This window comes from Mycobacterium sp. E2238 (assembly GCF_001672665.1).
In the GTDB taxonomy this organism is placed as follows: Bacteria; Actinomycetota; Actinomycetes; order Mycobacteriales; family Mycobacteriaceae; genus Mycobacterium.
The window spans coordinates 1-24,565 of the sequence record NZ_LZKF01000103.1 but is presented as its reverse complement, the minus strand read 5'-3'; the positions used below and the strand labels follow the sequence as shown (position 1 = coordinate 24,565).

At 68.4% G+C, this 24,565-nt stretch carries 22 protein-coding genes and 2 pseudogenes; 5 read left to right on the top strand and 19 right to left on the bottom strand.

Annotated elements, in window-relative coordinates; all coding sequences use genetic code 11:
* Positions 1-38 precede the first annotated feature (38 nt).
* Positions 39-137, top strand: a pseudogene (locus A5711_RS27505) (hypothetical protein); the annotation flags it as partial.
* A gap of 111 nt (positions 138-248) precedes the next feature.
* Here A5711_RS27505 and A5711_RS08490 read toward each other — a convergent pair.
* Positions 249-968 (bottom strand): annotated as a pseudogene (locus A5711_RS08490) (sulfatase-like hydrolase/transferase); the annotation flags it as partial.
* Between A5711_RS08490 and A5711_RS08485 the strand changes: the two are divergent.
* Positions 943-1,962: a nitronate monooxygenase family protein gene (locus tag A5711_RS08485; RefSeq protein WP_067945417.1), complete on the top strand. Its 1,020-nt coding sequence runs from the start codon at positions 943-945 to the stop codon at positions 1,960-1,962. The pseudogene A5711_RS08490 and the gene A5711_RS08485 sit on opposite strands and share 26 nt — an antisense overlap.
* Before the next feature lie 5 nt (positions 1,963-1,967).
* On the opposite strand, the gene A5711_RS08480 is transcribed toward A5711_RS08485, so the two are convergent.
* The 4 genes from A5711_RS08480 to A5711_RS08465 form a co-directional block, all read right to left on the bottom strand.
* Positions 1,968-2,786, bottom strand: a complete 819-nt coding sequence (locus A5711_RS08480) for a class I SAM-dependent methyltransferase (protein WP_067945415.1) — start codon at positions 2,784-2,786, stop codon at positions 1,968-1,970.
* Between the two features lie 3 nt (positions 2,787-2,789).
* Positions 2,790-4,058, bottom strand: a complete 1,269-nt coding sequence (locus tag A5711_RS08475; RefSeq protein ID WP_067945413.1) for an amidohydrolase family protein — start codon at positions 4,056-4,058, stop codon at positions 2,790-2,792.
* A gap of 79 nt (positions 4,059-4,137) precedes the next feature.
* Entirely contained in the window at positions 4,138-4,914 is a 777-nt protein-coding gene (locus tag A5711_RS08470; protein WP_197520202.1) for a class II aldolase/adducin family protein, read from the bottom strand.
* Complete coding sequence (locus A5711_RS08465; protein WP_067945411.1) at positions 4,911-6,506, bottom strand: class I adenylate-forming enzyme family protein; 1,596 nt, start codon at positions 6,504-6,506, stop codon at positions 4,911-4,913. Before A5711_RS08465 ends, A5711_RS08470 begins: the two co-directional genes overlap by 4 nt.
* Positions 6,507-7,378: 872 nt before the next feature.
* On the opposite strand from A5711_RS08465, the gene A5711_RS08460 reads away from it, so the two are divergent.
* Complete coding sequence (locus A5711_RS08460; protein ID WP_067945409.1) at positions 7,379-7,738, top strand: SHOCT domain-containing protein; 360 nt, start codon at positions 7,379-7,381, stop codon at positions 7,736-7,738.
* Here the strand turns inward: A5711_RS08460 and A5711_RS08455 are convergent.
* From A5711_RS08455 to A5711_RS08440, 4 genes are all read right to left on the bottom strand, one after another.
* Positions 7,715-8,239 (bottom strand): hypothetical protein, encoded by a 525-nt coding sequence (locus A5711_RS08455; protein ID WP_067945407.1) that lies wholly within the window; start codon positions 8,237-8,239, stop codon positions 7,715-7,717. The genes A5711_RS08460 and A5711_RS08455 overlap by 24 nt on opposite strands.
* Positions 8,232-9,599: a molybdopterin-dependent oxidoreductase gene (locus A5711_RS08450; RefSeq protein ID WP_231971925.1), complete on the bottom strand. Its 1,368-nt coding sequence runs from the start codon at positions 9,597-9,599 to the stop codon at positions 8,232-8,234. The genes A5711_RS08455 and A5711_RS08450 overlap by 8 nt, the downstream gene beginning before the upstream one ends.
* 84 nt (positions 9,600-9,683) lie before the next feature.
* Positions 9,684-11,090, bottom strand: coding sequence for an acyl-CoA desaturase (locus A5711_RS08445; protein WP_067945405.1), 1,407 nt, complete (start codon positions 11,088-11,090; stop codon positions 9,684-9,686).
* 16 nt (positions 11,091-11,106) lie between these two features.
* Entirely contained in the window at positions 11,107-12,204 is a 1,098-nt protein-coding gene (locus tag A5711_RS08440) for a ferredoxin reductase (protein WP_067945403.1), read from the bottom strand.
* A 256-nt stretch (positions 12,205-12,460) separates the two neighbouring features.
* Here A5711_RS08440 and A5711_RS08435 point away from each other — a divergent pair, with 256 nt between their 5' ends.
* Complete coding sequence (locus tag A5711_RS08435; RefSeq protein WP_231971924.1) at positions 12,461-13,336, top strand: DMT family transporter; 876 nt, start codon at positions 12,461-12,463, stop codon at positions 13,334-13,336.
* Here A5711_RS08435 and fadD1 read toward each other — a convergent pair.
* The 9 genes from fadD1 to A5711_RS08390 are packed head-to-tail and all read right to left on the bottom strand — an operon-like array spanning position 13,312 to position 22,337.
* On the bottom strand, positions 13,312-14,901 hold the full coding sequence (fadD1, locus tag A5711_RS08430; protein WP_067945399.1) for a fatty-acid--CoA ligase FadD1: 1,590 nt from the start codon (positions 14,899-14,901) through the stop codon (positions 13,312-13,314). The two genes, A5711_RS08435 and fadD1, sit on opposite strands and share 25 nt — an antisense overlap.
* Positions 14,898-16,490: an NAD(P)/FAD-dependent oxidoreductase gene (locus tag A5711_RS08425; RefSeq protein WP_067945397.1), complete on the bottom strand. Its 1,593-nt coding sequence runs from the start codon at positions 16,488-16,490 to the stop codon at positions 14,898-14,900. Before A5711_RS08425 ends, fadD1 begins: the two co-directional genes overlap by 4 nt.
* Positions 16,487-17,443, bottom strand: a complete 957-nt coding sequence (locus tag A5711_RS08420) for an alpha/beta hydrolase (protein ID WP_067945395.1) — start codon at positions 17,441-17,443, stop codon at positions 16,487-16,489. The genes A5711_RS08425 and A5711_RS08420 overlap by 4 nt, the downstream gene beginning before the upstream one ends.
* Before the next feature lie 30 nt (positions 17,444-17,473).
* A complete protein-coding gene (locus tag A5711_RS08415; RefSeq protein ID WP_067945393.1) occupies positions 17,474-17,875 on the bottom strand; it encodes a Zn-ribbon domain-containing OB-fold protein in 402 nt (133 codons plus the stop codon).
* A 2-nt stretch (positions 17,876-17,877) separates the two neighbouring features.
* On the bottom strand, positions 17,878-19,080 hold the full coding sequence (locus A5711_RS08410; protein ID WP_067945391.1) for a thiolase family protein: 1,203 nt from the start codon (positions 19,078-19,080) through the stop codon (positions 17,878-17,880).
* Positions 19,077-19,532, bottom strand: a complete 456-nt coding sequence (locus A5711_RS08405) for a MaoC family dehydratase (protein ID WP_067945389.1) — start codon at positions 19,530-19,532, stop codon at positions 19,077-19,079. The genes A5711_RS08410 and A5711_RS08405 overlap by 4 nt, the downstream gene beginning before the upstream one ends.
* Before the next feature lie 7 nt (positions 19,533-19,539).
* Positions 19,540-20,040 carry a MaoC family dehydratase N-terminal domain-containing protein gene (locus tag A5711_RS08400; protein WP_067945387.1) on the bottom strand — a complete coding sequence of 167 codons (501 nt, stop codon included), beginning with the start codon at positions 20,038-20,040 and terminating at the stop codon, positions 19,540-19,542.
* Entirely contained in the window at positions 20,037-21,155 is a 1,119-nt protein-coding gene (locus tag A5711_RS08395; RefSeq protein WP_067945385.1) for an acyl-CoA dehydrogenase family protein, read from the bottom strand. The genes A5711_RS08400 and A5711_RS08395 overlap by 4 nt, the downstream gene beginning before the upstream one ends.
* Positions 21,156-21,158: 3 nt before the next feature.
* On the bottom strand, positions 21,159-22,337 hold the full coding sequence (locus tag A5711_RS08390) for an acyl-CoA dehydrogenase family protein (protein ID WP_067945383.1): 1,179 nt from the start codon (positions 22,335-22,337) through the stop codon (positions 21,159-21,161).
* A 252-nt stretch (positions 22,338-22,589) separates the two neighbouring features.
* Here A5711_RS08390 and A5711_RS27185 point away from each other — a divergent pair, with 252 nt between their 5' ends.
* Positions 22,590-22,754 carry a hypothetical protein gene (locus A5711_RS27185; protein WP_197500864.1) on the top strand — a complete coding sequence of 55 codons (165 nt, stop codon included), beginning with the start codon at positions 22,590-22,592 and terminating at the stop codon, positions 22,752-22,754.
* Between the two features lie 22 nt (positions 22,755-22,776).
* On the opposite strand, the gene A5711_RS08385 is transcribed toward A5711_RS27185, so the two are convergent.
* A partial coding sequence (locus tag A5711_RS08385; RefSeq protein WP_067945381.1) for an ATP-binding cassette domain-containing protein occupies positions 22,777-24,565 on the bottom strand: 1,789 nt, incomplete at its 5' end.

Here is a 24,565-nt window from a genome sequence, read left to right as displayed (position 1 = left end):
ACGACTTCTACTCGTCGGACTTCTACACCGACAAGCTGTTGCAGTACCTGCGCGAACGGGCGCCCGGCGACGACCGGCCCTTCTTCGCGTATCTGCCCTTCCAGGCGCCGCACTGGCCGCTGCACGCGCCGGACGAATCGATCGCGAAATACCGTGGCCGCTACGACGCCGGTCCGGACGCGCTTCGCGAAGAGCGGCTCGCGGCCCTCAAGCGGCTGGGTCTGTGCCCGCCCGACGTCGAGGCGCATCCGGTCGTCGCCGGGCGCCCGTTCGCGCAGGTACTGCAACAGCTTGTCGGTGTAGAAGTCCGACGAGTAGAAGTCGTCCCCGACCGTGACGAACTGGTCATCCTCGGTGTAAAGCGTTGGAATGGGCGAGAAGCCGTCTGCCGCCCGCCCCCCGTAATGGCTGGCCCCCGCGGGCAGCAGGGCAAACGAGCGCTCGAATCCGCGCGCCCACGGCGACGTCTCGATGGTTGCGCCCAGGTGCCACTTGCCCGACATGAGCGTCAGGTATCTGGCGTCGCGCAGCAGCTCGGGCAACGCCACCACCCGGTCGTTCAGATAGCCCTCATAGCCGGGAGCGCCGCGGAACGCCGGCCCGGCGACCTCCAGCATGGTGCCGATCCCGGCGATGTGGTGGTCCGTTCCCGTCAGCAGCATCGCCCGGGTGGGCGAGCAGGCCGGCGCGGAGTGGAAATCGGTGAACCGGATCCCCGCCTGGGCGAGCCGATCGAGATTGGGTGTCTCGATCTCGCCGCCGAACGCGCCGATATCAGAAAACCCGAGGTCGTCCGCCACGATCACGAGGAAGTTGGGCCTCTTCACGTTGAAGCATCCTGCCAGGTGCCGCCCCCGGGCGGAATGCTGACGCAACGGCACGTCGTTATTGTCGAGGCAGTGCTCCGCGCCTGCGACACTGCGACACCGGAAGGGCTTTGAGATGCTGGCACAGTTCGGGATGTCCATTCCGCTGGTCGCCGCCCCGATGGCGGGGGGCCCGACCACCCCTGCGATGGTGTCGGCCGCGACGCGCGCGGGCGGGCTGGGCATGCTCGCCGCGGGCTACAAGACCGTGGAGGCCGTCGAGGCCGAGCTCAAGCATGTTCGCGCCGAGGGAATCCCGTTTGGTATCAACCTCTTTGCGCCCAATCCCCTACCGGTCGATCCCGAGGCCTATCGGGCCTACGCCGCTATCGTTCAGCGGGACGCCGACCAGTTCGGTTTGACGCTGCCCCAGGAGCCCGCCGAGGACACCGACAAGTTCGACGAGAAGGTCGCGTTGCTGCTCGACGACCCGGTCCCCATGGTGTCGTTCACGTTCGGCATCCCGTCGGGCAGCGTGATCTCGGCGCTGCGCAAGGCGGGGACCATCGTCGTGCAGACGGTGACCACGCCCGAGGAGGCGGCACAGGCGCGCGACGCCGGGGCGGACATGCTCGCCGTTCAGGCGGCGGCCGCAGGCGGTCACTCGGGCACGCTCTCGCCGCGGAAGCCGCTGACGCCGGTACCGATCGCCGAGCTGGTCGAACGTATCGTCGCGACGGTGCCGCTGCCGGTGATCGCCGCCGGCGGGCTCGCCACGCCCGCCGCCGTAGCCGAGGTGATCCGCGCGGGGGCCGCGGCGGCCGCGGTCGGGACGGTCCTGCTGCGCGCCGACGAAAGCGGCGCATCGGCCACGCACCGGGCTGCCCTGACCGATCCCGCCTACAGCGAGACGGTGCTCACGCACGCCTTCACCGGCCGGCCCGCCCGCGGGCTGCGCAACTCGTTCATCGATGCCCACGAGGCCGAGGCGCCGCTGGGCTATCCCGCCATCCACTACCTCACCAGCCCGCTGCGCAAAGCCGCGGCCGCGGCGGGCAAGCCCGAGTATGTCCATCTGTGGGCGGGCACCGGGTACCGCAGTGCCACCGCCGAACCGACGTCCGACATCCTGCGGCGGCTGGCTTCCGACTTGTGACGCCGTCAGAACTCGAAGCGGTTCAGCACGTCGTACTTGCCGCCGGGTGATGCACACGTCAGCTTGTACATCCACCGCACCGGCGTCGATTCGATTTTCCGGTAGCCCGCGAGTGCGGGCGCCTGCTCGACCAACCGCAGCCTCGGGTTCCACGTCTGCAGCTCCCGCGCGTCGCGGATGCCCCACTTGATGATCCCCCTGGTGAAAAGCTTCGACAGCAGCGGCGCCAGAGCGGAGAGCGTGTCGAATTGCATTTCGCCACAATCGAATCGATCGGTCAGCCGCTGGAGCAGCTGTCGCACCTGTTGCTCGGTCAGATACATCAGCAGGCCCTCGGCGACCACCAGCGTGGGCCGGCCGGTCGGGATCTGCTCCAGCCACGTTGGATCGGTCACCGATGAGCCGATCGTCCGGTAGCGCTCGGTGTCCTCGTAGAGTCGCCGCCGCAGTTCGATGACACCGGGTTGGTCGATGTCGAACCACGAAACCGAATGCGGCATAGCGAGCCGGAAGGCGCGGCCGTCCAGGCCGCAACCCAGGTGCAGGACCACCGCGTCGGGGTGGCGGCGCAAAAAGTCCGCGCACCAGTCGTCGAGCGCCTTGGCCCGCAACGCGACCAGGTATTGGTTCGACACCGGGAGCGAGCTGCGATGGATCCTCTTGAAGTCGTAGTCAATTCGGTCCACCGCATCCGCGGCGGCTTTGTCGCCCAAAACTGGCCGGTGGGAGCGGCTTTCGTAGGCGCGCAGGTACAGCGTGACGAGGTTCGTCCATTCCACGGAGCCCCAACGAACAGAGCTGAAGTCGACTTTGGCCGTAGTCATGGTTCAGAACGCCTCGGGATTGCGCTGCACTTCTTCCGGAACCGGGTGGCGGTAGAGGCGAGAGGCGTTTTCCCAACTGAATTTGCGAATCACATCCTCGGGCAGGCCACCGATTTGTTCGTGGACCGTCTGCTGGGTGTGTGGCCAGGTTGAGTCGCAATGCGGGTAGTCGGCTTCCAGCATGATGTTGTCCACGCCGATCCGGTCGCGCTGCACGAACGACGATTTGTCCTCCACCGCGCAGAACCAGAAGTTCCGCGTGAATACCTCGGCGGGAGTGAGGCTTTCGCCGAGAGCCTGCCACGTGCCGTACATCGCGTGGTAACTGAGCATGTGGTCGAGGCGATCGAGCAGGCCCGCGACCCAGCCTATTCCGCCTTCCGACAGACAGATCTTCAGGTTGGGGAACCTGCTGGGCAGCCCGGAATACAGCCAGTCGACCGCCGCCGAGATGGCGTAGGCGAAGAACAGCACCCCCTGCACGTCCGGCGGCGCATCGTCGGTGGTGGACGGCGAGGAGCCCGACGAGCCGATGTGCAGGTTCACGACGGTGTCCGTCTCGGCGCACGCCGCCATCATCGGGTCCCAATGCTTGGAGTGAATGCTCGGCAGTCCCAGCATCGCCGGGTTCTCGCTGAAGGTGACGGCGTGGAATCCACGCTCGGCGTTCTCGTAGATCATCTTCGCGCCCAGCTCGGGGTCCAGCAACCACGGCAGCTGGCATCCGATGATGCGCTCGGGATAAGAGCCCGCCCAGACCTCGAGGTGCCAATCGTTCCATGCGCGCACCGACGCCAGCGCCAGGTCGCGGTCGTTGGTCACCTGCTGCAGCCGCTGGCCGGCGAACCCGGGCAGGAAGGACGGGAAATTGAGCGAAGCGTAGATGCCGTTCAGGTCCATGTCCTTGACGCGCTCGTGGATATCCCAGGCTCCCCTGCGCATTTCGTCGAAACGGACCGGCTCGAAGCCGTACTCCGCCACCGGTCGGCCCACCACGGCGTTGAACCCGACGTTGGGCAGTTCCCGGCCGTCGTAGACCCAGGTCTGGCCCCCGCTCTCGGTCTCCACGACTCTGGGTGCGCGGTCGGCGAACCTGCGCGGCAGACGTCCGGTGAAGGTGTCCGGCGGCTCGACGATGTGGTCATCGACCGAGATCAGCGTGTAGCGCCGGGGCGCGCGGGGCGGGTCCGGCAGGAACGTGACCGAGCGCTGCTCGCCCGTCTTCGCGGTGGTGAAGCTCAGATTGCCGGCCAGGTCGTCGATCGATTTCACTCGTCAATCTCCTTGCGCGGCGGTGTCGTTGAATGTCCGGTGACGGCTTTCAGCGCGGACGCACACGCGACGACGCGGTTCACGTCAGCACATCGGGGTCGGCCTTGATGGTCATCCTGGCCGCCCCCGCCCAGTACACGTCGGCGGCGCGTTCGACGAGCGAGCGCTGCATGCCCGCCATGTCGGACCACTTCATGGCCACCGGCTGGATACCGGTGAGCAGCACGTCGTAGGCCAGCTTGCAGACCCGTTCGATCGACGCCGCTCGGTACACGGCCTCGGCCAGGTTGTGGCCTGTGGCGATGACGCCGTGGTTGGCAAGGATGGTCAGGTTCGCGGACCCGATGCGGGCCGCCAGTTCGGCCGCGCGGGCGGGGCTGTCGATCTCGCCGTCGTAGGTGTCCACCAGGCAAAGGTCATCGAGGAACAGCGAACCGGTCTGGTGCACCAATTCGGGCAGCCTGCCCAGCGCCGCGAGGACGCAGACGTAATACGGATGATTGTGGATGACCACCCGGGCATCGTCGCGGACGCGGTGCAGCTCGGTGTGGATGTGGATGGCCGGAGTGACATTCCAACGACCGCGCAACACTTGGGCGTCGGCGTCGACCACGCAGATGTCGGACGCGGTGATCTCCTGCCACCACAACCCCCACGGATTGACGAACATCTCCGTCCGTCCGTCCGGTTGCCAGGTGATGTGTCCCGCCATGTTCTCGGCGAACCCGATACCGGCCAGGTGGCGGAAGGCCACGGCGAGCGCCTGCTCCTCGGACAGCTCAACTCCGATCGGGGGGACCACCGATGGCGCCCAGACTTCCAGGCCGCCCCGGCGCGGGTGAGGAGCATTCGTCATCGGGCCTCCGTTCTGGCTCGAATATCCTCGCGGAGCCGGCCTTTGGCAACCTTCCCGCCGGAAGATCGAGGCAGCTCGTCGACGACGATGAGACGTTCGGGCAGCAGCTCCTTGGACACTCCCAGCGAGAGCAGGTGTTCGACCAGCTCGGACAGGTCCAGGGTGGCCGCGTCGACGAGTTCGACGTAAAGGCAGACCTTTTCGCCGAACACCGGATCGGGCATCGCCACGGCCGCGGCAACCGCGATGGCGGGGTGGGTCGTGACGGCGTCCTCGACCTGCGTCGCGCTGATGTTCTTGCCGCCCCGCAGGATGAAGTCGGAGGTTCGCCCGGTGACGGTCAGATAGCCGTCCGCGTCGATCTCGCAGATGTCACCCATCCGCATCCAGCCGTCCGGGGTGAACAACTTGTCGTGATCGGTCCCGCCCAGGTAGCCGAGGCTGGTTGCCGGGCCGCGGCAGGCCGGTTGGCCCTTGCCCGTCGCGGTCACGTCCCGGTCCCCGTCGAAGAGCCGGACCGCCATTTCGGGCACGATCCGCCCGCCGGTGCGCAGTCGGCGTTCCCGCGTGTCGTCGACGGTGGTGGCGCTCAGCATCCCGGTTTCGTTGGAGCCGTAGAACTGGAGGATCTTGGCGCCGGTGAGTTCCTCGAACTCTGCCGCCGGTCGGTACGGCAGCGCCTCACCACCGGTGAACACGACGCGCAGCGAACTCAGGTCGTGGTCGCGGGTCGCGGGGTCTGCCATCAGCATCGTCAATTGCGTACTGACACAGCATAATACGGTGGCACGATGCCTGGATATCGCCTCGCAAGTCGCCCCGGTGGTGAACCGGCCCAAGATGACCGCGGTGGCACCGAGGTAGATCGGCGTAGTGTGGCTGGTCCAAAGCCCGAAGCCGAACGGCGTCGGGATCACCGGCAAGAAAACGTCTTCCGGCGTCAGCAGCCCGTTGGCGACGGCCTTCTGGTGGAAGTAGTACCAGCGATTCTGAGTGTGCACCACGCACTTGGGCAGCCCGGTGGTCCCGGATGTTGAGTTGATGAGGAACACATCGTCGGGGCCGAGCCGGGACTCGCCGGTCAGCGCCCTGGGCGGCACCCGAACGTTCAGTCGTGGCGTTCCGGCTTCGGAGTCCACCACGAGGGTGGGCAATAAAAGCTCGTGGGCCACGGTCGCCGCTTCCCCGCCGCGCTGCTGGTCGCTGATCAGCATTTTCGGCTGGGCGCTGCTCACTATCGCCGCGACCTCACGAATGCCGGCGCGCGCGCCGACGCCGACGACGACCGCCCCGCACCGCTCGATCGCGACGAACAGCACGTGCAGGGCCGCGGAATCGCCGTGCCACACCGCTACCCGGTCGCCGGGCTCGACCCCCGCGCCGGCCAGCCTCCCGGCCAGCGCGCTTGCGGCACCGTCGAATTGGCGCCAGGTCAGCGACTCCCCCGGATAGTCGACATAGGCCAGCCGATCCGGTGACTGTTCGGCGTTGCGGCGCACCGCGTCCGACAACGTCGTGTCCGACCAGAACCCCGCGGCTCGAAACCGGGCCGAGTCCTCGGCAGCGAACGCCGGCGAGGACTCGATCTCCATCAGCCGATGATAGGAAAGCGGCCGGCGGCCTCGTCGGCTATGTCCCGCTAGGGGTTCTCCGGGGCCGGTGCGGGCGCGTCGTGTTGCGGATCGCTAACGGGACCCGGAGGACGGGGCCGCGGCTTATGGCAGTTGCGCGTGCAACCGCAGTTGAGGCCGATGATGCAGCCGCCCCCGCCGGCGGGTTGCACCGGCAGGGCGCCGCCCGGGGCCGGCGGGGGCGCCGGCGTCGTGTTGGACGAAGTAGTTGGTTTTGCCGCCCGGGTGACCGTGCCGGCGTCCGACCAGCCGAACGCCAAAACGAGTGCTGCGAAGACGCCGCAAACCGCGGCCACGGGCTGGGCTCGTCGAATCTTCACAATTTCTCCAGTGTGCTTTTTCCGCGGAGCAGGCGATTACCCGGTCGGACTAGGGATTTGGTGGCGTGGACGCGGGCGGGGCATGCTGTGGATCGCCCGCTACGGCCGGCGGACGTGGGTGTGGGGGCGATTGGCAGTGTTGAACACATCCGCAGTTGAGGCCGATGAAGCAGGGCGAGCTGGGCAGCCCGAGCGCACCAACGGTTCTTGTCATCGCCATCGCCGGGGTGACGCCGAATGGCGTGAAGACAAGCGCGGCCAGGCAGGCGCACAACGCCGTCGCCGTCCCGGTCCGCTTGTTTTTCATGCTCACCAGAGTAGTTAGTCGCCCCGCAACCCGCAGAACACGCGCGGGTTTCAAAGAACACTCCAAGAAGTCACCAAGAATCCTTCAAGCGTGGCCGTGGACGGTGAACGCGCTGAGCTCCCTTGGGATCGGTAGCAACCGGCCCGGGTTGCACTTGCCACACCACCGCTGCGCCCCGCAGCGACCGACACGGAGGTTCATGGCGGATGAAAAGCAAGGCCGTGGTGCTGCTGGCCGGCGGGATGCTTGCGCTGGTCCTGCTGACGCGTTATTTCGCGCTGAGCCGGGCCGGCGTGCCGTTGGGGTGGATGCTCTACCTCGGCCTGCCCATCACCGGCGCCGGCGTGCTGTTCGCCCTGCGGCTCATTGACCTGAGCTCGGGATGGACCGCCAAGGGCGGCTCGATGCCGCATACCGGCGGCATCCACGCTCACCCGGTCCCGCTCCCACGGCCCGAGCCGCCGCTCTACGACCGCCTCAAACAACTCGAGGACCTGCATGCCAGGGGCGCCATCACCGACACCGAATACAGCGCCCAGCGCCTACAGATCATCGCCAACATGTAGGTCGGGTGCCGCCCCGGTGCGTCTGGGCGCAGTCACCACGCGGACCGCGTAGATCGCGGCGCTGGCCCCGAACATCGCGGCGGTCAGCAGGAGCCAGCGGCCAAGAAAGGGATCCTGCGTCTGGCCGGTCGCGGCCGAATACGTGGCGGCACCCTGCTTGATGATGCCGGGCAGGAAGACCAGCAGCGTCAGGCCGGCGCCCAGCGCGGGCACCCGGATGTGATTGATGACGGGCACACCCCGCGGTGCGAGCCGGACGACGGACCGCGACAGCAGCCGGTCAAACAATGCGTAGATCGGAAACAACACCAGGTCGTGGGCGACGATGGCCGCCGCGAACCACACGATGATCGACTGCCACCACACCTGGGGGTTCCACAGCGCGACCGGTTTGATGGTGGCCACGACATACGCCAACAGCGCGAGCCCGGCGATCAAGGTCAGCAGATGCCACGGGCGAGAGCCATAGAGCCGTACGAAAGCCGCTCGGGCGCTACGCATTTGCGGCCGACCGGAAGGCTATCGACTCCACCCATTTGGTGTTGTGCACCCCAGGCAGCGCCGGCACGATGATCCGCGCCGGGAAGCCGTGGTCCGGCGACAGGTCGGCGCCGTTGACACGCAAAGCCAGCAGCGCATCGGGGTGCAGCACCTGGCTCCCCTGCAAGGTCGCGCTGCCGAATGCGCCGAAGCGCTCCAGCGACGAGACATGCGCCGACTCCGGCGCGGGAACGCCGGCGAGCCGGGCCAGGTCCGCCAGCCGCACCCCTGTCCAGGTCTGGGTGGTGGACCAGCCTTCCACGCAGGCGATCGGCAGCGTGGCGGTGTGCTGCGGCAAGGCCAGGAGGGCGGAGCGATCGAGCACGACGGCGTGGGATCCTCCACTCAGCGTGAGCCGCCAGCGTTCGCCGGTGTTTTCGGAGGAAATGCCGGCCACCGCCGCGGTCCGGTTGACCTCGAAGTCGGATGGTCCGTCGCCGCGGCTGCGCCCGCGCGGAAGCAGCAGGGCCGCGGGCCGCGCGTGGCCACCGAGCGTCTGCCCCGCGGTGATGACCGCCATGAACACCGCGCCACCGCCCACCAGCGCGAGGGCACCGCGGCGGCTCATCGTCGCGGGCTCCGGGTCCGCGGCGACCAGCCCGTCCGGCTCCCACGGTTGCGCGCGAGTCTCGGCGCGCCCGGTGCGCAGCACCTCACGCGCCGAGATCGAGCGCAGGCCGGACCACATGGTCGGGATCTTGATCGCGATATGCACGACGAATCCGGCGATGAACACCCAGGCGCCGAAGTAATGCGCGGTGTAGAAGCTGAAACCGAAGATGTAGTCGTACTGGATGTTCAGCACGCCCGTGACGATCTCGAACAGGACGCCGCCGACCAGCATCAGCAACGAAAGCCGTTCCAGCAGTTGGGCTATCGATCGGGCGGGCGGCCACGCGAACAGTCGCGGGATCACCGACCACAGCTTGGCCAGCACCACCGGGATCAGGACCAGCCCGAGCCCGACGTGCAACCCCTGGGTCAGCCGGTACAACCATGACGGGTTGGTGGGCCAATCGAACGTCGGCAGCTTGAGCCAACCGACGTCACCCGGGATGGCTTGGCCGAACCGAGGTCCGTAGGCGATGTAGGAGAGCAGGCCGGTGATGATGACGATCGGCAGCGTGACCAGCAGCACCGAACCGAACACGGAGGTCAGCCACGGACCCCGAAGCGGGCTGCGCCACCGTTGTGCCTGCCTGACACCAGGCGGCGGGTGCTCGTCCAGCGACCTCCACAGCCGCGCGGGAAATCCGAAACCGGCGGAATCGGTCGCCGGCTCGGTCTCTTCGCTGTCGGACCCGCGGATGCCCTGCACCATCGATGATCATCCACGATCGGCCGACGGAATTGGTTCATATCGCGGATCAGCGCCGAGCGCGGGCCCTACACCCGGCGCCGCGCGTCAGTCCTTGCCGCGGGGTGGCGGCTGCACCTCGACGCCGCTGGAGTCGTGTTCGGGGCCCGCGGCCGGGTGTTCGGCCGGGACACGGTCGCGGAACCGGGTGCCTTCGCTGGGCCGCTCGGGGTCGGGCCGGTGCACGTTGCCGTGGTACGGGCCCGGCTTCGGCCGGGGCTTACCGCCCGGGAAGGCGAGCCGGAATATGCTGCGGTGCACCATTGCCCACTGCTTGCCGAACCGGCCGGAGTTGTACGGCAACTCGTAGCGCTCGCAGATCTCCTTGACCTGCGGGGCGATCTCCGAGTACCGACTGCTCGGCATGTCCGGGTAGAGGTGGTGCTCGACCTGATAACCGAGATTGCCGCTGATGATGTGGAACAGCGGGCTGCCATCGATGTTCGCGGCGCCGAGCAATTGGCGTACATACCAACCGCCGCGGCTTTCGTTCTCGACCTCTTCCTGCGTGAACGTGTACGTCTGATCGGGGAAGTGGCCGCAGAAGATGATCGCGTGCGCCCACACATTGCGGATGACGTTGGCCAGCGCGTCGGCGGTCAGGGTGCGCAGGTAGGTGCTTTCGACGCCGGGCGCGACTTTGTCGAGGAACTTCGCCGCGGCGCCGACGCGGCGGCCGCTGGACACCCTGCGGAGCCGCTTGGCGACGCGGGATTGCGCCGGCTGTTCGAGCCGTCCGCGCAGCGCCAGTTGGGTGAGTGCGAAGGCCCCGGCGCTGATGGCCGGCCACCCGAGGTAATCCTTGTAGATCTGGGCACGCGCTTTGACGCCGATGCCTCTGAGGTCCTTGCGCACCTCCGACCACGGCTTCTCGCGTTTGCGTATCGCGTCGATGTCCATGTCGTGGACGGCGACGCCCCACTCGAACAGCAGCGTCAGCAGCAGGTTGTAGATCGGTTGGCCCAGGTACCGCGGGGCCCACTTCTGGTTGGGGTCGATGCGCATGATCTCGTAGCCGAGATCCTTGTCCTTGCCGAGGATGTTCGTGAAGGTGTGGTGGATGTAGTTGTGGGAGTGCTTCCACGACTCGGCGGTCGACGCCGTGTCCCAGTCCCACACCGAGGAGTGGATGTCGGGATCGTTCATCCAATCCCACTGCCCGTGCATCACGTTGTGACCGATCTCCATGTTCTCCAAGATCTTGGCCATGGAGAGACAGGCGGTGCCCAGCAACCACGCGGTCTTCGAGCGTGAAGCCAGCAACAGCACCCGGCCGGCCACGACGATCTGACGTTGTGCCGAGATGACGTTCTTGATGTAACGCCGGTCGCGGTCGCCGAGATCGGCGAACACGTCGTCGTGGATCGCGTCGAATTCCTTCGCGAGCTTTTCGAGTTCTTGTTCCCCCAGTCGGGACAGCGGGCTCTCCCCGGCCTTCTTCACGGCAGTTGTCACGAGCCGCTCCTTTCGATCAGAGTTCGAGTTCGACGTCGCCCTCGGCGGTATTGATGCAGATCCGGACGTCCTGTTCGGTCGGTTCGATCACGTCGCCCGAGCGCAGGTCGCGCAGCTTGCCCGACTTCAGCGTGCCGACGCAGGTGTGGCAGATGCCGATCCGGCAACCGAACGCGAGGTTGAGGCCGGCCTTCTCCCCCGCCTCGAGAATCGATGTGCCGCCGTCACATTCGACTTCCTTGTCGCTGTCGAGGAAGCAGACCGTGCCGCCCTCGCCGGCGTTGGCGTCGCCGCCGATCTTCGGTTGGAACCGCTCGAAGTGCAGGCGTTCGCGATCCCCGTCCTCTTCCCAGTGCTCGATCAGGGCGTCGAGCATCTCGCCGGGACCCGAACAGAACGCCTCGCGCTCGCGCCAGTCGGGGCACAGGTCGTCGAGGTCCTCGGGGGTCAGTCGCCCCTGTTCGGAGGTGAGGCGCAGGTCCAGCCGCATCCCGTCGTGGCGGCCGGCGAGCTCTTCGAGCGCCTCGAGGAACATGGTCTGCTCACGAGTGCGCGCGGAGTGAATGACCACCACGTCGCCCATCTCGTTGCGGCTATCGAGGCTGCGCAGCATGCTGATGATCGGCGTGATGCCGCTGCCGGCGCTGATGAACAGCATCTTGTCCGGCACGGGCTCCGGCAGCGTGAAAACACCCTCGATCTCGCCGAGCCGCACCAGGTCGCCGGGCTGAATCTTGTGCACCAGATACGGCGACACGGCGCCGCCGTCGACCCGCTTGGGCGTGACACTGATAAGGCCGTCTTTGGGCACGGGATCCGAAGTCAGCGAGTACGCGCGCCAGTGGTAGACACCGTCGATGACCACGCCGAGCCGCACGTACTGACCGGGCTTGTGGCCCGGCCATTCGTATCCCGGGCGGATCAGAACGCTTGCCGCTTCCGAGCCCTGCTGCTCGATGGCTTCGACCTTCCCGCGCAGTTCCTTGGTGGTCCACAGCGGGTTGATCATCTCGAGGTAGTCGTCGGGCTGAAGCGGGCTGAACAAGCGCCGCACCGCCCGCAGGAACAACCGTCGTCCCCGCGGAACCTGGGGCTGGGCGCCTCGTTCAGCCATGCCGTCAGAGTACACAGTTGTACACTCACTTTAAACATCTGCTTCGAATTGCCTTGTAGTGCATTGTTCGACAGACATTCAATGGCCATAGGTAGAACGCACGGCTGTTCACTATCACCGATCGCGGGATATCCGGAGCTGACGCCATGCGTACGTGTGACGTGCCCGGACCGCACGCCGCCCAAACATTTGTTCAGAGAATTCTCAGCCAGCCGCTCGGCAGCACCGCTCTTCGCCGACGCCTATTGTTCGAGGTGTGCTGATCGGCTTCCTCCTGGCGTTGGGTTGCTCGGTCTGTTACGGCACCGCATCGGTGTTGCAGGCGGCGGCGACGCGATCGGTGGAAGCCGGCAGCGGCTCGGGCGTCGATACCGTGCTGTTGATGCGCGCCGCCCGGCAGTGGCGATACCTCGTCGGCGTCGGCCTGGACGGCGTCGGCTTCCTCCTGCAAGTGGCGGCGTTGCGCCTGGTGCCGATCTACGTGGTCGCCGCGGCGTTGGCCGCCTCGATCGCCGTCACCGGGATCGCATCCGCCTGGCTGCTGTCGGCGCGGCTGTCTCCGTCCGAATGGACCGCGGTGGGCGTGGTCTGTGCGAGCCTCGTCGTGCTCGCACTCGCGGCCGGGCCCGGGCACTTTCGGCATGCCCCGGCCGGTCTCGGGTGGGCCCTGCTGGGCGTGGTGGCCGCGATATTCATCGCCGGCGCGGTGACGGGCCGGCTGCCGGACCGCCCGCGCGCGCTGTCGCTGGGGCTGGCGGCCGGGACCGGCTTCGGGGTCATTGAGGTCGGCGTGCGGTTGATCGACGTCATCGATCCGACCAAACGCGCCTTCTACACCAATCCGGCGCTCTACGCGGCGGCCGCGGGCGGGGCGGCCGGTTTCCTGCTGCTCACCTCCGCCCTGCACCGCGGGTCCGTGACCACCGCGGTCGCCGGGATGGTCGTCGGCGAAACCATCGCGCCCGCGTTCGTCGGGGCGGTGTGGCTGGGCGACAGCGCGCGCGACGGGCTCGGCTGGCTGGTCATCGCGGGCTTCGCGGTGGCCGTGTCGGCGACTCTCGTGCTGGCGCGGTTCGGGGAAGCGCCGCAGGAGGTTCCCGAATCGGCTCAGGCCGACGAAGCCGTCAGCTGACGGTAGGCCGTCCCCCGCGCCGGGCGCGCCCACAACACGCCACCCTCGGCGCTGATGCCCGCGGCCGCCAGTGCGCGCTTGAGGATCTTGTTCGTCGCCGTCGTCGGCAGCTCGGCGTTGATGCGCACGTACCGCGGCCAGGCCTTGGGCGACAGGTCTGGTTGCGCGGCGAGGAAGCTGGCGAAGGCGTCGGGCTCCAACCGTGCCTCGCCGCGCAGCACCAGCGCGGCCATCACCTGGTCACCCACCCGTTCGTCGGGCACCGCGTAGACCGCGACCTGGCTCACCTCCGGCAGGCGTTCCAGTATCCGCTCGATCGGCCCCGACGCGAGGTTCTCGCCGTCCACCCGCATCCAATCGGCGGTGCGGCCGGCCAGGTAGATCCAGCCCTCGGCGTCGCGGTAGGCCAGGTCGCCCGACCAGTACATGCCGTGCCGCATCCGCTGAGCGGTGGCGGCCGGGTCGTTGTAGTAGCCGACGAACGGGCCGGCGCCCTGGGTGTTGACGAGCTCGCCGACCGCGTCGTCGAAGTTCGTCAGCGCCCCGTGCTCGTCGAATTCCGCGACCGCGCACTCCCGCAACGTCGTCGGGTTGTAGATGCTTACTCCCGCATACGGTTTGCCGATCGATCCGGGCGGGGTGCCGTCCTCGCGGACGACGATGACCGCGAACTCGCTGGAACCGAAGCTGTCCACCACCCGGCAACCGAAACGCCTTGCGAATTCGGCGATGTCGCGGTCCGTCGCCTCGTTGCCGAACGCCACGCGCAGCGTGTTGTCGGCATCGTCCGGCCGCTCTGGGGTGGACAGGATCAACGCGAGGGGCTTGCCGACGTAGTTGAGGTAGGTCACGCGGTGGCGGCGCACGTCGTCGAGAAAGCGTGACGGCGAGAACCGGGCCGGGACCATGGTGGCGCCCGCACCGATCGCGACCGCCCACCCGGCGGCGATGCCGTTGGAGTGAAAGAGCGGCATCGACAGGTAGCAGACGTCGTCGGCGGTTATGTCGTACTGGAAGATCAGGCTGGCACCGCACATGACCGCCATCGCGTGCGCGAGCCGGACGACCTTCGGATCACCACTGGTCCCCGAGGTGAAGATCATCATGAAGGTGTCCCCGCCGGTGACCTCGCGGTGCGGAACCAGGGGCGGCGCGACGGCCACCAGTTCGGCGTAGCGCCGGCCCGTCACGTCCAGCACCTGAATCCCGTTGAGGTCCAGGCCATCCAGCAGTTCGCGGTGTTCCGGGTCGATGAGTAACAGTTGGCAGTCGGAGCGCCGGATGTCGGCGAGCAGCCCGGCCCCGCGCCGCGTGGTGTTGATCCCGCACAGCACATAGCCGCCCAGCGCGGCGGCGGCCATGGCGCGCAGCATCGCCGGGGAATTGGGCAGCAGGGCACCGACGTGCAGTGGACGCGCCGGGTCGGCGATCCCGATCAGCGCGGCGGCCTCCGCCTCGGCCTCGGCGAGGTGGTCGCGCCACGTCCAGGTGCGCTCGCCGGCGGCGACGGCCGGGGTGTCGTCGTCGCGACGTTGCCGCAGCAGCTGCTGAACGGTCTCGATCATCGCGTGGTCAGCACCAGCCCGGCGTAGTGGCGACGCGCCACATCTTCGCAGTGGCGCCGGTAGGTGCCGAACCCACCGGCGTACGGCATGAAAATCCGTTTCTTGCCTTCGATATTGGCGCCCAGGTACCACGACGATGCCGCTTTCGGGAAGAGCGTCCCCTCGGCCGCCTGCGCGACATGGTCGGTCCAGGCCTCGGCGGCGTCGCGGCGCGGCTCCACCTCCGTCACGCCGAGGCGGCGGGCCGTCAGCACCAGGCCGATGACCCAGTCGACCTGCACCTCGGCGTGCAGCACCATGTTGGCGAGCACCGAGGGGCTGCCAGGGCCGCTGATGGTGAACAGGTTCGGCAGGCCGGGCACCATGAGGCCGAGGAACGTCAGGGGTCCGTCGGCCCAGACGTCGCGCAGTCGGACCCCCGTGGGCCCCGCCGGGTCGATGCGGGTCAGCGCGCCGGTCAGCGCGTCGAAGCCGGTGGCGAAGATCAGCACATCGCAGGGATAGGTCGCCGCGCTGGTGCGCACGCCGTCGGCGGTGATCGCCTCGATGGGCTCGCGGCGCAGGTTCACCAGCGTGACGTTGTCGCGGTTGAACGCGGCGTAGTAGCCCCCGTCGGTGCAGATTCGCTTCGTCCCGATCGGGTGGTCGACGGGGATGAGGTCGGTGGCCACGACGGGGTCCGCGACGATTTCGCGGATGCGCTCCTCGGCGAACTCCCGGGCGATGTGGTTCGCGGCGAGGTCGGAATTCTGATCGGGAAACGTCTTCGCGAACAGCACGCCGCCCTCGCGCCAGCGCCGCCACAGAGCCTCGGCGCGTTCCTGCGGTTCGGTGTCGACCGCGTTCTTGTGGTACGTGCCGTGCGGGGTGCCCGAGGCCGCGTAGGCCGAGGCGCGGCGGCGCTCGGGATATTCCTCCCTGATCCGTTGCTGCTCCTGCGGAGTCCAGGGGCGGTTGGGCATCGGGATGCTGTAGTTCGCGGACCGCTGGAATACCACCAGCCGATCCGCCTGCGCGGCGACGATCGGGACCGCTTGAATACCAGAGGATCCCGTGCCGATCAGGCCCACCCGCTTGCCACGCAGGTCTGGGTCGTCGCGCGGCCACGCGGCGGTGAAGTACACCTCGCCCGCGAAATCGTCGACGCCGGGGATGTCGGGGCGGTTGACGGCCGACAGACAGCCCGTCGCGCAAATGAGGAATTGGGCGGTGTAGGTCTGTCCGTCCCGGGCGCGGACCCGCCACTGGCCTTCCTCGAATGCGGCGCCGACGACGTCGACGCCGAATCGGTAGTGGCGACGCAGATCGAACCGGTCGGCGACGTGTCGCAGGTAGGCGAGGATCTCCGGTTGGGCGGCGAAGCGTTCGGTCCACGTCCAGCTCTGTTGCAGGTCCTCGTCGAACGAGTAGGAATAGTCGACACTTTCGACGTCGCACCGGGCGCCCGGGTACCGGTTCCAGTACCAGGTGCCGCCCACGTCGGGCGCCGCCTCCAGGCCGATCACCGACAGGCCCGCCGACGCGGCCCGGTGCACGGCGTAGAGCCCGGCGAACCCCGCGCCGATGACCACCATGTCGGCTTGCGTCATGTCGACTCGCAGAGCGTGGGCTGGAGTAACTCCCGCAGGTCGGCGCAGATCAGGTCGCGCGCGGAGGCCGCCGGCGGGAAAGACGGGATGGTCAGGAAGCCGTGGAACAGGTCCGGGAAGTCGCGGTGCACCACGCGCACCCCCGCATCGCGCAACCGGCGCGCGTAGCCGCAACCTTCGCTGTGTAACGGATCGAGGCCCGCGGTGACGATCACCGCGGGCGGCAGGTCGGCATGCGACTCCGCGCGGGCCGGCGCCACCAGGTGCGGCTCGCCCAAAAGCGTTTGGGCGCCGAGGTATTGGCCCCAATACCACTGCATGGCGGCGCTGGTGAGGAAGTAGCCGGTGGCGCAGCGTCGATAGCTGTCGGTGTCAAAAGACGGATCGATGACCGGATAGATCAAGAGCTGCGCGGCCGGCCCGGCCACGGCACGTTCACGGCACAGGATGGCGGTTACCGCGGCGAGGTTGCCGCCGGCGCTGTCACCGGCGATGGCGGTCCGCGCCGGGTCGATGCCGAGCTCGGCCGCGTGGTCGACCACCCAGCAGAACGCCGCGAAGGCGTCCAGCGCGGCCGCGGGGGCCGGGTGTTCGGGCGCGAGGCGGTAGCCGACCGACACGACGACGGCCTGGGCGCCGCGGGCCAGTGCCCGGCAGAAGCCATCGTGGGACTCGATGTCGCACAAGACGAATCCACCGCCGTGGCAGAACACGACCGCGGCGCGGTCGTCCTGCGGCCCGCCGTGCGGGTAGTAGACCCGCGCGGGGATGGTGCCGGCGGGGCCCGGGATCGCCCGGTCCTCGGTGCGGTGGACGTCGTCGAGGTTGCCGACGGGCTGACGTCGCTGGGCGACCGCGGAGCGGGCCTGTTCGGCGGTCATCGTCTCGACGGGCGGGAATCCCGCGTCCAACTCACGCAGCATCGCCTGGACGCCGTCAAACGGATCGTCCATCTACACCTCCCGAGCTCCTCGTTGAGTCGGTCACGCCGGCCGGTACTTCAATAGGGTGATCCCGTCTTCGGGCAGATCGTAGAACACCGGCTCGACACGCATGCCGATTCCGACGTCCGCGGGGTCGACGTCCACCAGCTCGGTGCTGAACTTCGGTCCCGCGTCCCACCGCACGACGGCGAGCAGCTGCGGTAGCGAATCGGCCCAGGGCGGTCCGGTGGGCCTGCGCGCGACCGTGAACGTGTACAGCGTTCCGGCGCCGTCGATTTCGCGCCATTCCAGGTCGTCGGCCAATGTTCCCGGCGCAAGGGTGCGCGGGTAGAACACGTAGCGCCCCAGCGAGGGTGAGTACTGCACCAGGATGCGGTGCTGGGCCAGGGCGTCCCAGAACGGCCGCGACACCGGCGTCGGCTCGGGAACGGGGATGCTCATCGCTAGTCCCCCCGCATCAGCAGGGCGACCTGCTCGCTCATGATGCCGCCGTTGCCGGTGACGAAAGCGGTGTGGCAGTCGCACACCTGCGCATCGCCGGCCCGGCCCATCACCTGCCGGGCACCGTCGACGACGTGGTGCATGCCGCCGGCCATGCCGGCCTGGCCGAACGACAGTTGGCCGCCGGCGGTGTTGAGCGGAAAGTCGCCGCGGTAGGTCAGGTCGTGGCCGGCGATCCAGGACATCCCTTCGCCCTTGGCGCAGAAGCCGGCGTCCTCGAGGCTCATCAGCACGGTGATGGTGTAGCAGTCGTAGATCGACGCCATGTCCACCTCGGACCGGTTCAGGCCGGCCATCGCGAACGCCCGGTCGGCGGCGCGGGAGATCGGGGTGCGCAGCAAGTCCTCGGCATAGGTCGGGGTCTTGAAGGCGATGTGTTCGCCGAAGCCCTTGATCCACACCGGGCGGTGGCGGCCGCGCCGGGCGATGTCGGCGTTGGCGATGAGCACGCCCGCTCCCCCGTGCACCCGCATCACGGTTTCCAGCATGTGGATGGGGTCGGCGATCATCGGGCTGGCGAGAACGTCGTCGACCGTGATCGGGGTCCCGTGGAAGACGGCACCCGGGTGGGCGCACGCGTTGGTGCGCTGGTCGACGGCGATCTTGGCCACCGCGGCAGGGTCGTAACCGAACTCGGCCGCATAGCGCTGGGCGATCTGCGCATACGGCGCGTTCTGGCCGACGTTGCCGTACGGGATCTCGAATTCCGCTTGCGGCGATCCGTAGTTGTTCGATGACGCGCCATACCAGTTTGGTGTGGGTGGTGGCCGCTTTAATGATTGCGGCTGCGAAGCCGATCCGGGAACCACGGCAAGGGCCGCGTCGCAGATGCCGAGCTCCACGGCGGCCGCGGCCCGCCAGATCATGCCCGCCGCCGTGGCTCCGCCCAGGTCGACGCGCTCACCGAAATCGAGTGGCAGGCCGAGGTATTCGCACAGGGTGGCGGGTGCGAACATCGCCGACTCGGCGATGCCGTGGGTCAGCAGGCCGTTGACGCACGCGGCGTCCACGCCGGCGTCCTCGATCACCAATTTGGCCAGCAGCGCGTACTGGTCGAGGGTGAACAGCGGCGGGCCGGTGGGCCGCCGCTGCGCCGGCAACTCGGCGATGCCGACGATCGCGGCCTCGCCCCGCAGACCGGTCACTGATCGACTCCCCGAGGCGCTCCGCGGCGGGGTAGTTCGACCGTCGCCGTGCCCGGCATCAGCACCGTCGCCTCACGGCGCCCGGCGATGTCGAGGTCCACCAACCCGGCGCCCTCGTCGGAGAGGCGTTTGGCGGTGACCGTGCCGCCGAAGCTCAGGGGCTGGCCGGGATGGGCGACCGCGCGGTTCTGGACGGAGAAGGACACCAGCCGACCACGCCCGCCGATCCAGTCCCCGATCGCCCGGCCGAGCAGCGCGGCCTGCAGCGGGCCATGGACCAGCACGTCGTCGTAGCCTTCGACCGTGCGCGCCCAGTCCTTGTCGTAATGGATGCGGTGGCCGTTGTAGGTGGCGGCGCTGAAGAAGAACAGCTGCGTCTCGTCGACGGTCACGGTGAGTTCGGGCATCGCGTCACCCACCTCGACGTCCTCATAGAAAACTTGGCCGGCCATGAAGCTCCTAGGGACGCGCGATCATCGAAGTCGACGCTTCGGCGAGCAGGTCTCGATGCTGGTTGCGGTACACCGTCTGCCAGGTGACCAACACGAATCTGCCGGAGCGGCCCCGCTTTTCGACGATGGACTCGATGCTGCGCACCATTTCGACGTCGTCGCGGTGGTAGGCGGGCAGGTGGAAGGTGAAGCTTTCGCCACCGGCCATCCGCTTGGGGGCGCGGGGGAACGCGAGGCTGCCCGAGACCGCGCCCGAGGAGCCGTCGGGCCGCAGCGCCTCGAGATGCGTGACGCCGAGCACGGCGTACTGCAGAAAAAGCGGAGGGCAGATGATGTCGCGAAAGCCGTTGGCCCTGGCGTACTCCGGGTCGAACCACAAGGGGTTGTGGTCGCCGACCGCCGCCGCCCAGCGTTGCCAGTCGCGCCGATTGACCTCCCCCGTCGCGGTGGCGGCAACGGTGCCGACGCGCGACGCCGATTCGGCGTCGATCAAGCTGTCCTCACTCACCGGCTCTCTCCTGATTCCAAGGTCTCCTCCAGCCACGATGCGGCGACGTCCGCCCCGCCGCCCCACGTCGAGCCAAACCGGGCCCGCTCGGTCCACAGGTGCAGGTCGGTTTCGGTGACATACCCCATGCCGCCGTGCAATTGGTGCGCGTCCAACGTGATCAGCCGGGCCGCGGTGGCGGCGTGCATGCGCGCGATCGCGGTCTCCCGCGTCCCCGTGCGGCCGCGCCCGATCCAGAAGACGGCCGCATGCGCGGCCAACCGCGCCGCCGCCAGCGCGATGTGCATGTCGGCGACCAAGTGCTGGGCGGCCTGGAAAGAGGCGATGGGCCGGCCGAATTGGTGGCGCAGGGTCGTGTAGTCGACGGTGCGGTCGATGACCGCCTGCCCGACTCCCACCAGGTCCAGCGATCCCAATGCCACCGCCGCATTGGCCACCCGGCGCAGTTCCAATTCGGACACCTCACAGAGCTGCGCCTCGGCCGCGACCATGACGTCGTCGAAGCGCACGGCGAACGCCCGGCTCCCGCCGGCCACGGCGAGCGGTTCCACGGCCACCCCCGTCGCGTGGGCATCGACGACGAAGACACACGTACGGTCTTGCGCCGCAGCCGAAATCACGATCACGTCGGCGACGTCGGCGTCGGCGACGTAGTCCACGGTGCCGTTCAACCGCCATTGCCCCGACACGGGGTCGGCGCGCAGCGGCGCCGACACCACGGCGGCGTCGCGGGCGCTCCAGAGCGCCGTGGCCCCGCGGATGGTGCCGCGCCCCAGGGGCGGCAGCCAGGTGTCCTTGGCTTTCGGGGAGCCGAGCTGGTCCACCGCGAGCGCCGCTTGAATGCTGCTGTAAACCGTCGTCGGGCACAGCGCGCGACCGGCCTCGGTGTAGAAGACGGCGAGATCGTCGAGCGAGCCGCCCGAGCCGCCGTATTCCTCGGCGATGGCCAGCCCGAGGACGCCCGCGTCGGTCAGTGCCTTCCACAGCGCCGGGGTGTGGCGGTCCGCGTCCGGGTCGTTCAGCGCGCGTACCGACGACACGGGGCTCTCGGCCGCCAGCAGGGCGCGCAAGGAGGAGGCGAACTCGCGCTGTTCGGCGGTGGGTATCGCTTTCATGCGTCAGCGCCCATAGCTGGGCATCTTGTGCCCGCGCTGGGCGATGACGTCGCGGAGCACCTCGTTGGTGCCGCCGCCGAACCGCATCAGCGGCGCGGCCCGGTAGAGCCGCTCGAACTTGCCGCCCAGCGGGGACCCTTGGCTGCGGTGCGCCAACAAACCGTCCGGGCCAAGCAAATCGAGCGCGAGCAACGCGATGCGCTGGCGCAGTTCACTGGTGAAGACTTTCTCGACACTGACCTCCACCGAAGGGATGACGCCGCTGTCGAGCATGGACGCGGCCTCGTAACCCATCAGCGTGGCCACCGCCACGTCGGCCTCGGCCTCCGCGAGCCGGCGCCGCAGCGACGGGCTGTCGGCGGGCACCGTGCCGTCGCGACGCGGCGTTCGCGCCAGCTCACGCAGCTCCTCGACGGCGCGGCGCAGGTCGCCGGCGTTGGTCAGCGCCCCGCGTTCCAGGTCGAGCGCGCCGGTGATGTACGTCCAGCCGCGGTTGACCTCGCCCACCAGGTTGGTGACCGGCACCCGGACGTCGCGGAAGTGCACCTCGTTGGTGCGGTACCCCGACCACGCGTAGAGGGGGCGGATAGTCACGCCGGGGCTGTCGATTCCGACGATGATGACCGAGATGCCGCGGTGCCGAACGCCGTTGGGGTCGGTACGCACGCAGAGCCACTCGTGGGTGGCGCGCTGCGCGCCGCTGTTCCAGGTCTTCGTGCCGTTGATGACCCAGTCGTCGCCGTCGCGCACCGCGCTGGTGCGCAGGCTGGCCAGGTCGGTGCCGGCGTCGGGCTCGGAATAGCCCACGGCGCAGATCATTTCGCCCTTGGCGATCAGCGGCAGCCATTCGGACTTGTTCCGTTCGGTGCCGTGCCGCATGATCATCGGCGCGACGGACGTGACCGTCAGGTCGGGCCCGGGCACGCCCCAGTACTCGAACTCGCTCATCAGCAGATGCAGGTGGATGGCGCTCAGGCCAAGTCCGCCGTACTCGGCCGGCCAGTTCAGACCGAACCAGCCCTTCTCCCCGATCCTGCGGCGGAACCGCGCGACCTCGCCGTCGGGGAACTCGAGGTCGTGCTCGGCGAGTTCGGCCCGCAGCTCCGCGGTGACGTTGGCCTGGAGGAACTCGCGGACCTCGGCGAGCCAGGCGCGCTGCCCGCCGTCGAGTTCGAAATCCATTCCGGCGCCTGTGCCTTTCTGGGAAGCCTTTCCACCAAGCAGCGCCAGCGTAACGCCACGGCGAGATCGCGCCGGGGGTTTCGCGATCGGCGCGAGGCGCGATCGGGACGCTCCGGCTGTAAAGACGCTGTCAAACTCCCGTTAATTCGCGTCGTCGCCCTCGCAGATATGCGGAGGGGCTGCCAAGCTTTTTACATCGGCCGGTCGACGCTGACCAGGCACTCTGCCCAGCCGCAGCCTGAGGGAGAAGTCATGCCCACTGTTGAAACCCGCCTCCGCGAAGACATGCGCAACTATGCCGTCGAATTGCGGCAACTGGCGTACACCCTGCCGCTGGGTGTTGGCGAGCATGCGCTCCTGGAATTGTCCGACCGCATGCGGACCGCAGCGGAGCAGGTGATCCGCAAGGGAGCCTGATCGGGCCTCAGCCGGCGGAGCCTCAGCCGCCCTTGAGCCGGATCTTCCAGCGAACGAAGCTCAGATAGAACACGCTGATGACCACCAGCATGGCGATGTCGAACCACCATGCACCCGGCGTGTGCCGCCAGTGGGCATCTTTCGGGCTGAGCGGACCGGGCACCAATTTGGTCAGGTCGGCGGTGGAGGCCGACGCCGCGAAACCCCAGCGCGCCGGGGTCGCCCAGGACATCTGATCCAGCCCGAGCCGCCCGGTTACCGGGATCATGCCGCCGGAGAAAACCAGCTGCGACATGACCGCCACCACGAGGAGCGGCATGATCTGTTCGTTCGACTTGGCGATGGCCGACAGCGCCAGCCCGAGCATCGCCGAGGCCACGCACGTCAACGCGACGTCGGCGAACAGTTCCAGACCCGGCCGGCCCAGCGCCACCGCCCCCTGGGTCGGACCGCCCTTGCCGAGCAACACGATGATGGTCACGATCGCCGATTGGATGACCGCGAAAATCGTGTAAACGCAGACCTTCGCCATCAGGTAGGCACTGGTCGACAGGCCAACCGCCTGTTCGCGCAGGAAGATCGGGCGTTCGCCGATCAGGTCGCGAATGGTGAGCGCGGTCCCCATGAACACCGCGCCGACGTTGAGCAGCACCAGGATCTGGCCGGGCTCGTTGGGGGCCGCCCCCATCGGATTGGGGATGCCGAACCCGACGGTGCCGGGCACCGACATGGACAGCGAGCCCATGATGAACGGCAGCACGGCCAGGAAGACGAAGTAGCCGCGGTCGGAGAAGATCAGCCGGACCTGCCGCCTGGCGATCGTGGAGAACTGCCGGAACAGGCTGGTGTGCGACGGGTCGCCGAGATCGGCGGGCTGCTGCGCAGGGGGCGGTGGGGGCTGGGGGCCCGTGCGGGCGAGGTAGCGCGCCTTCGCCCCGTCGGGGTCGCCCGCGACCGTGCTGAAGATGTCGGCCCAATTCGTCGTGCCCATGGCCGACCCGATCTGGCTTGGCGGCCCGCAGAAGGCGGTCTTGCCTCCGGGCGCCAGCAGTAGGACCTGATCGCAGACGTCGAGATAGGTCAGCGAGTGGGTGACCACGAGCACGACACGTCCGGCGTCCGCGAGCTGCCGCAGCATGGTCATCACCTGGCGGTCCAGCGCCGGGTCCAGCCCCGAGGTCGGCTCGTCGAGGATCAGCAGCGACGGTCCGGTCAGCAGCTCGAGGGCGACCGAGGCTCGCTTGCGCTGGCCACCGGAGAGCTTGTCGACCCGAGTGTGCAGGTGCTGGGTCATCTCGAGTTCCTCGAGGACCCGGGCCACCACCTGAGCCCGGTCGTCCTTCGTGGTGTCCGGGGGCAGCCGCAGCTCGGCGGCGTACATCAACGCCTGCTGCACCGTCAGCTGCCCGTGCACCACGTCGTCCTGGGGGACCATGCCGATCCTGCTGCGCAGCGAGGCGTACTCGGCATGCACGTTGTGGCCCTCGAACGCGACCGTGCCCCTGGTCGGGTGCGTGTATCCCGCGACCAGCCTCGCGAACGTCGACTTGCCCGCACCCGAGGGGCCGATGACGGCCGTGAGCGTTCCGGGCTGCGCGCCCAGCGAGATGTCGTCCAGCAGCGTCTTGTTGTTCTCGATCGTCCAGCTCACGCCGCGCACGTCCAGACCCCCCGTGGGCGTGGCGGTCGCGCTCTCGTCGCGGCGGGCCAGCGTGCCGCCGGCGAAGACCAGGTCGATGTTGCCGATCGTGACGACGTCGCCGTCGCGAAGCACCGCCGAGTCGACCCGTGCGCCGTTGACGAAGGTGCCG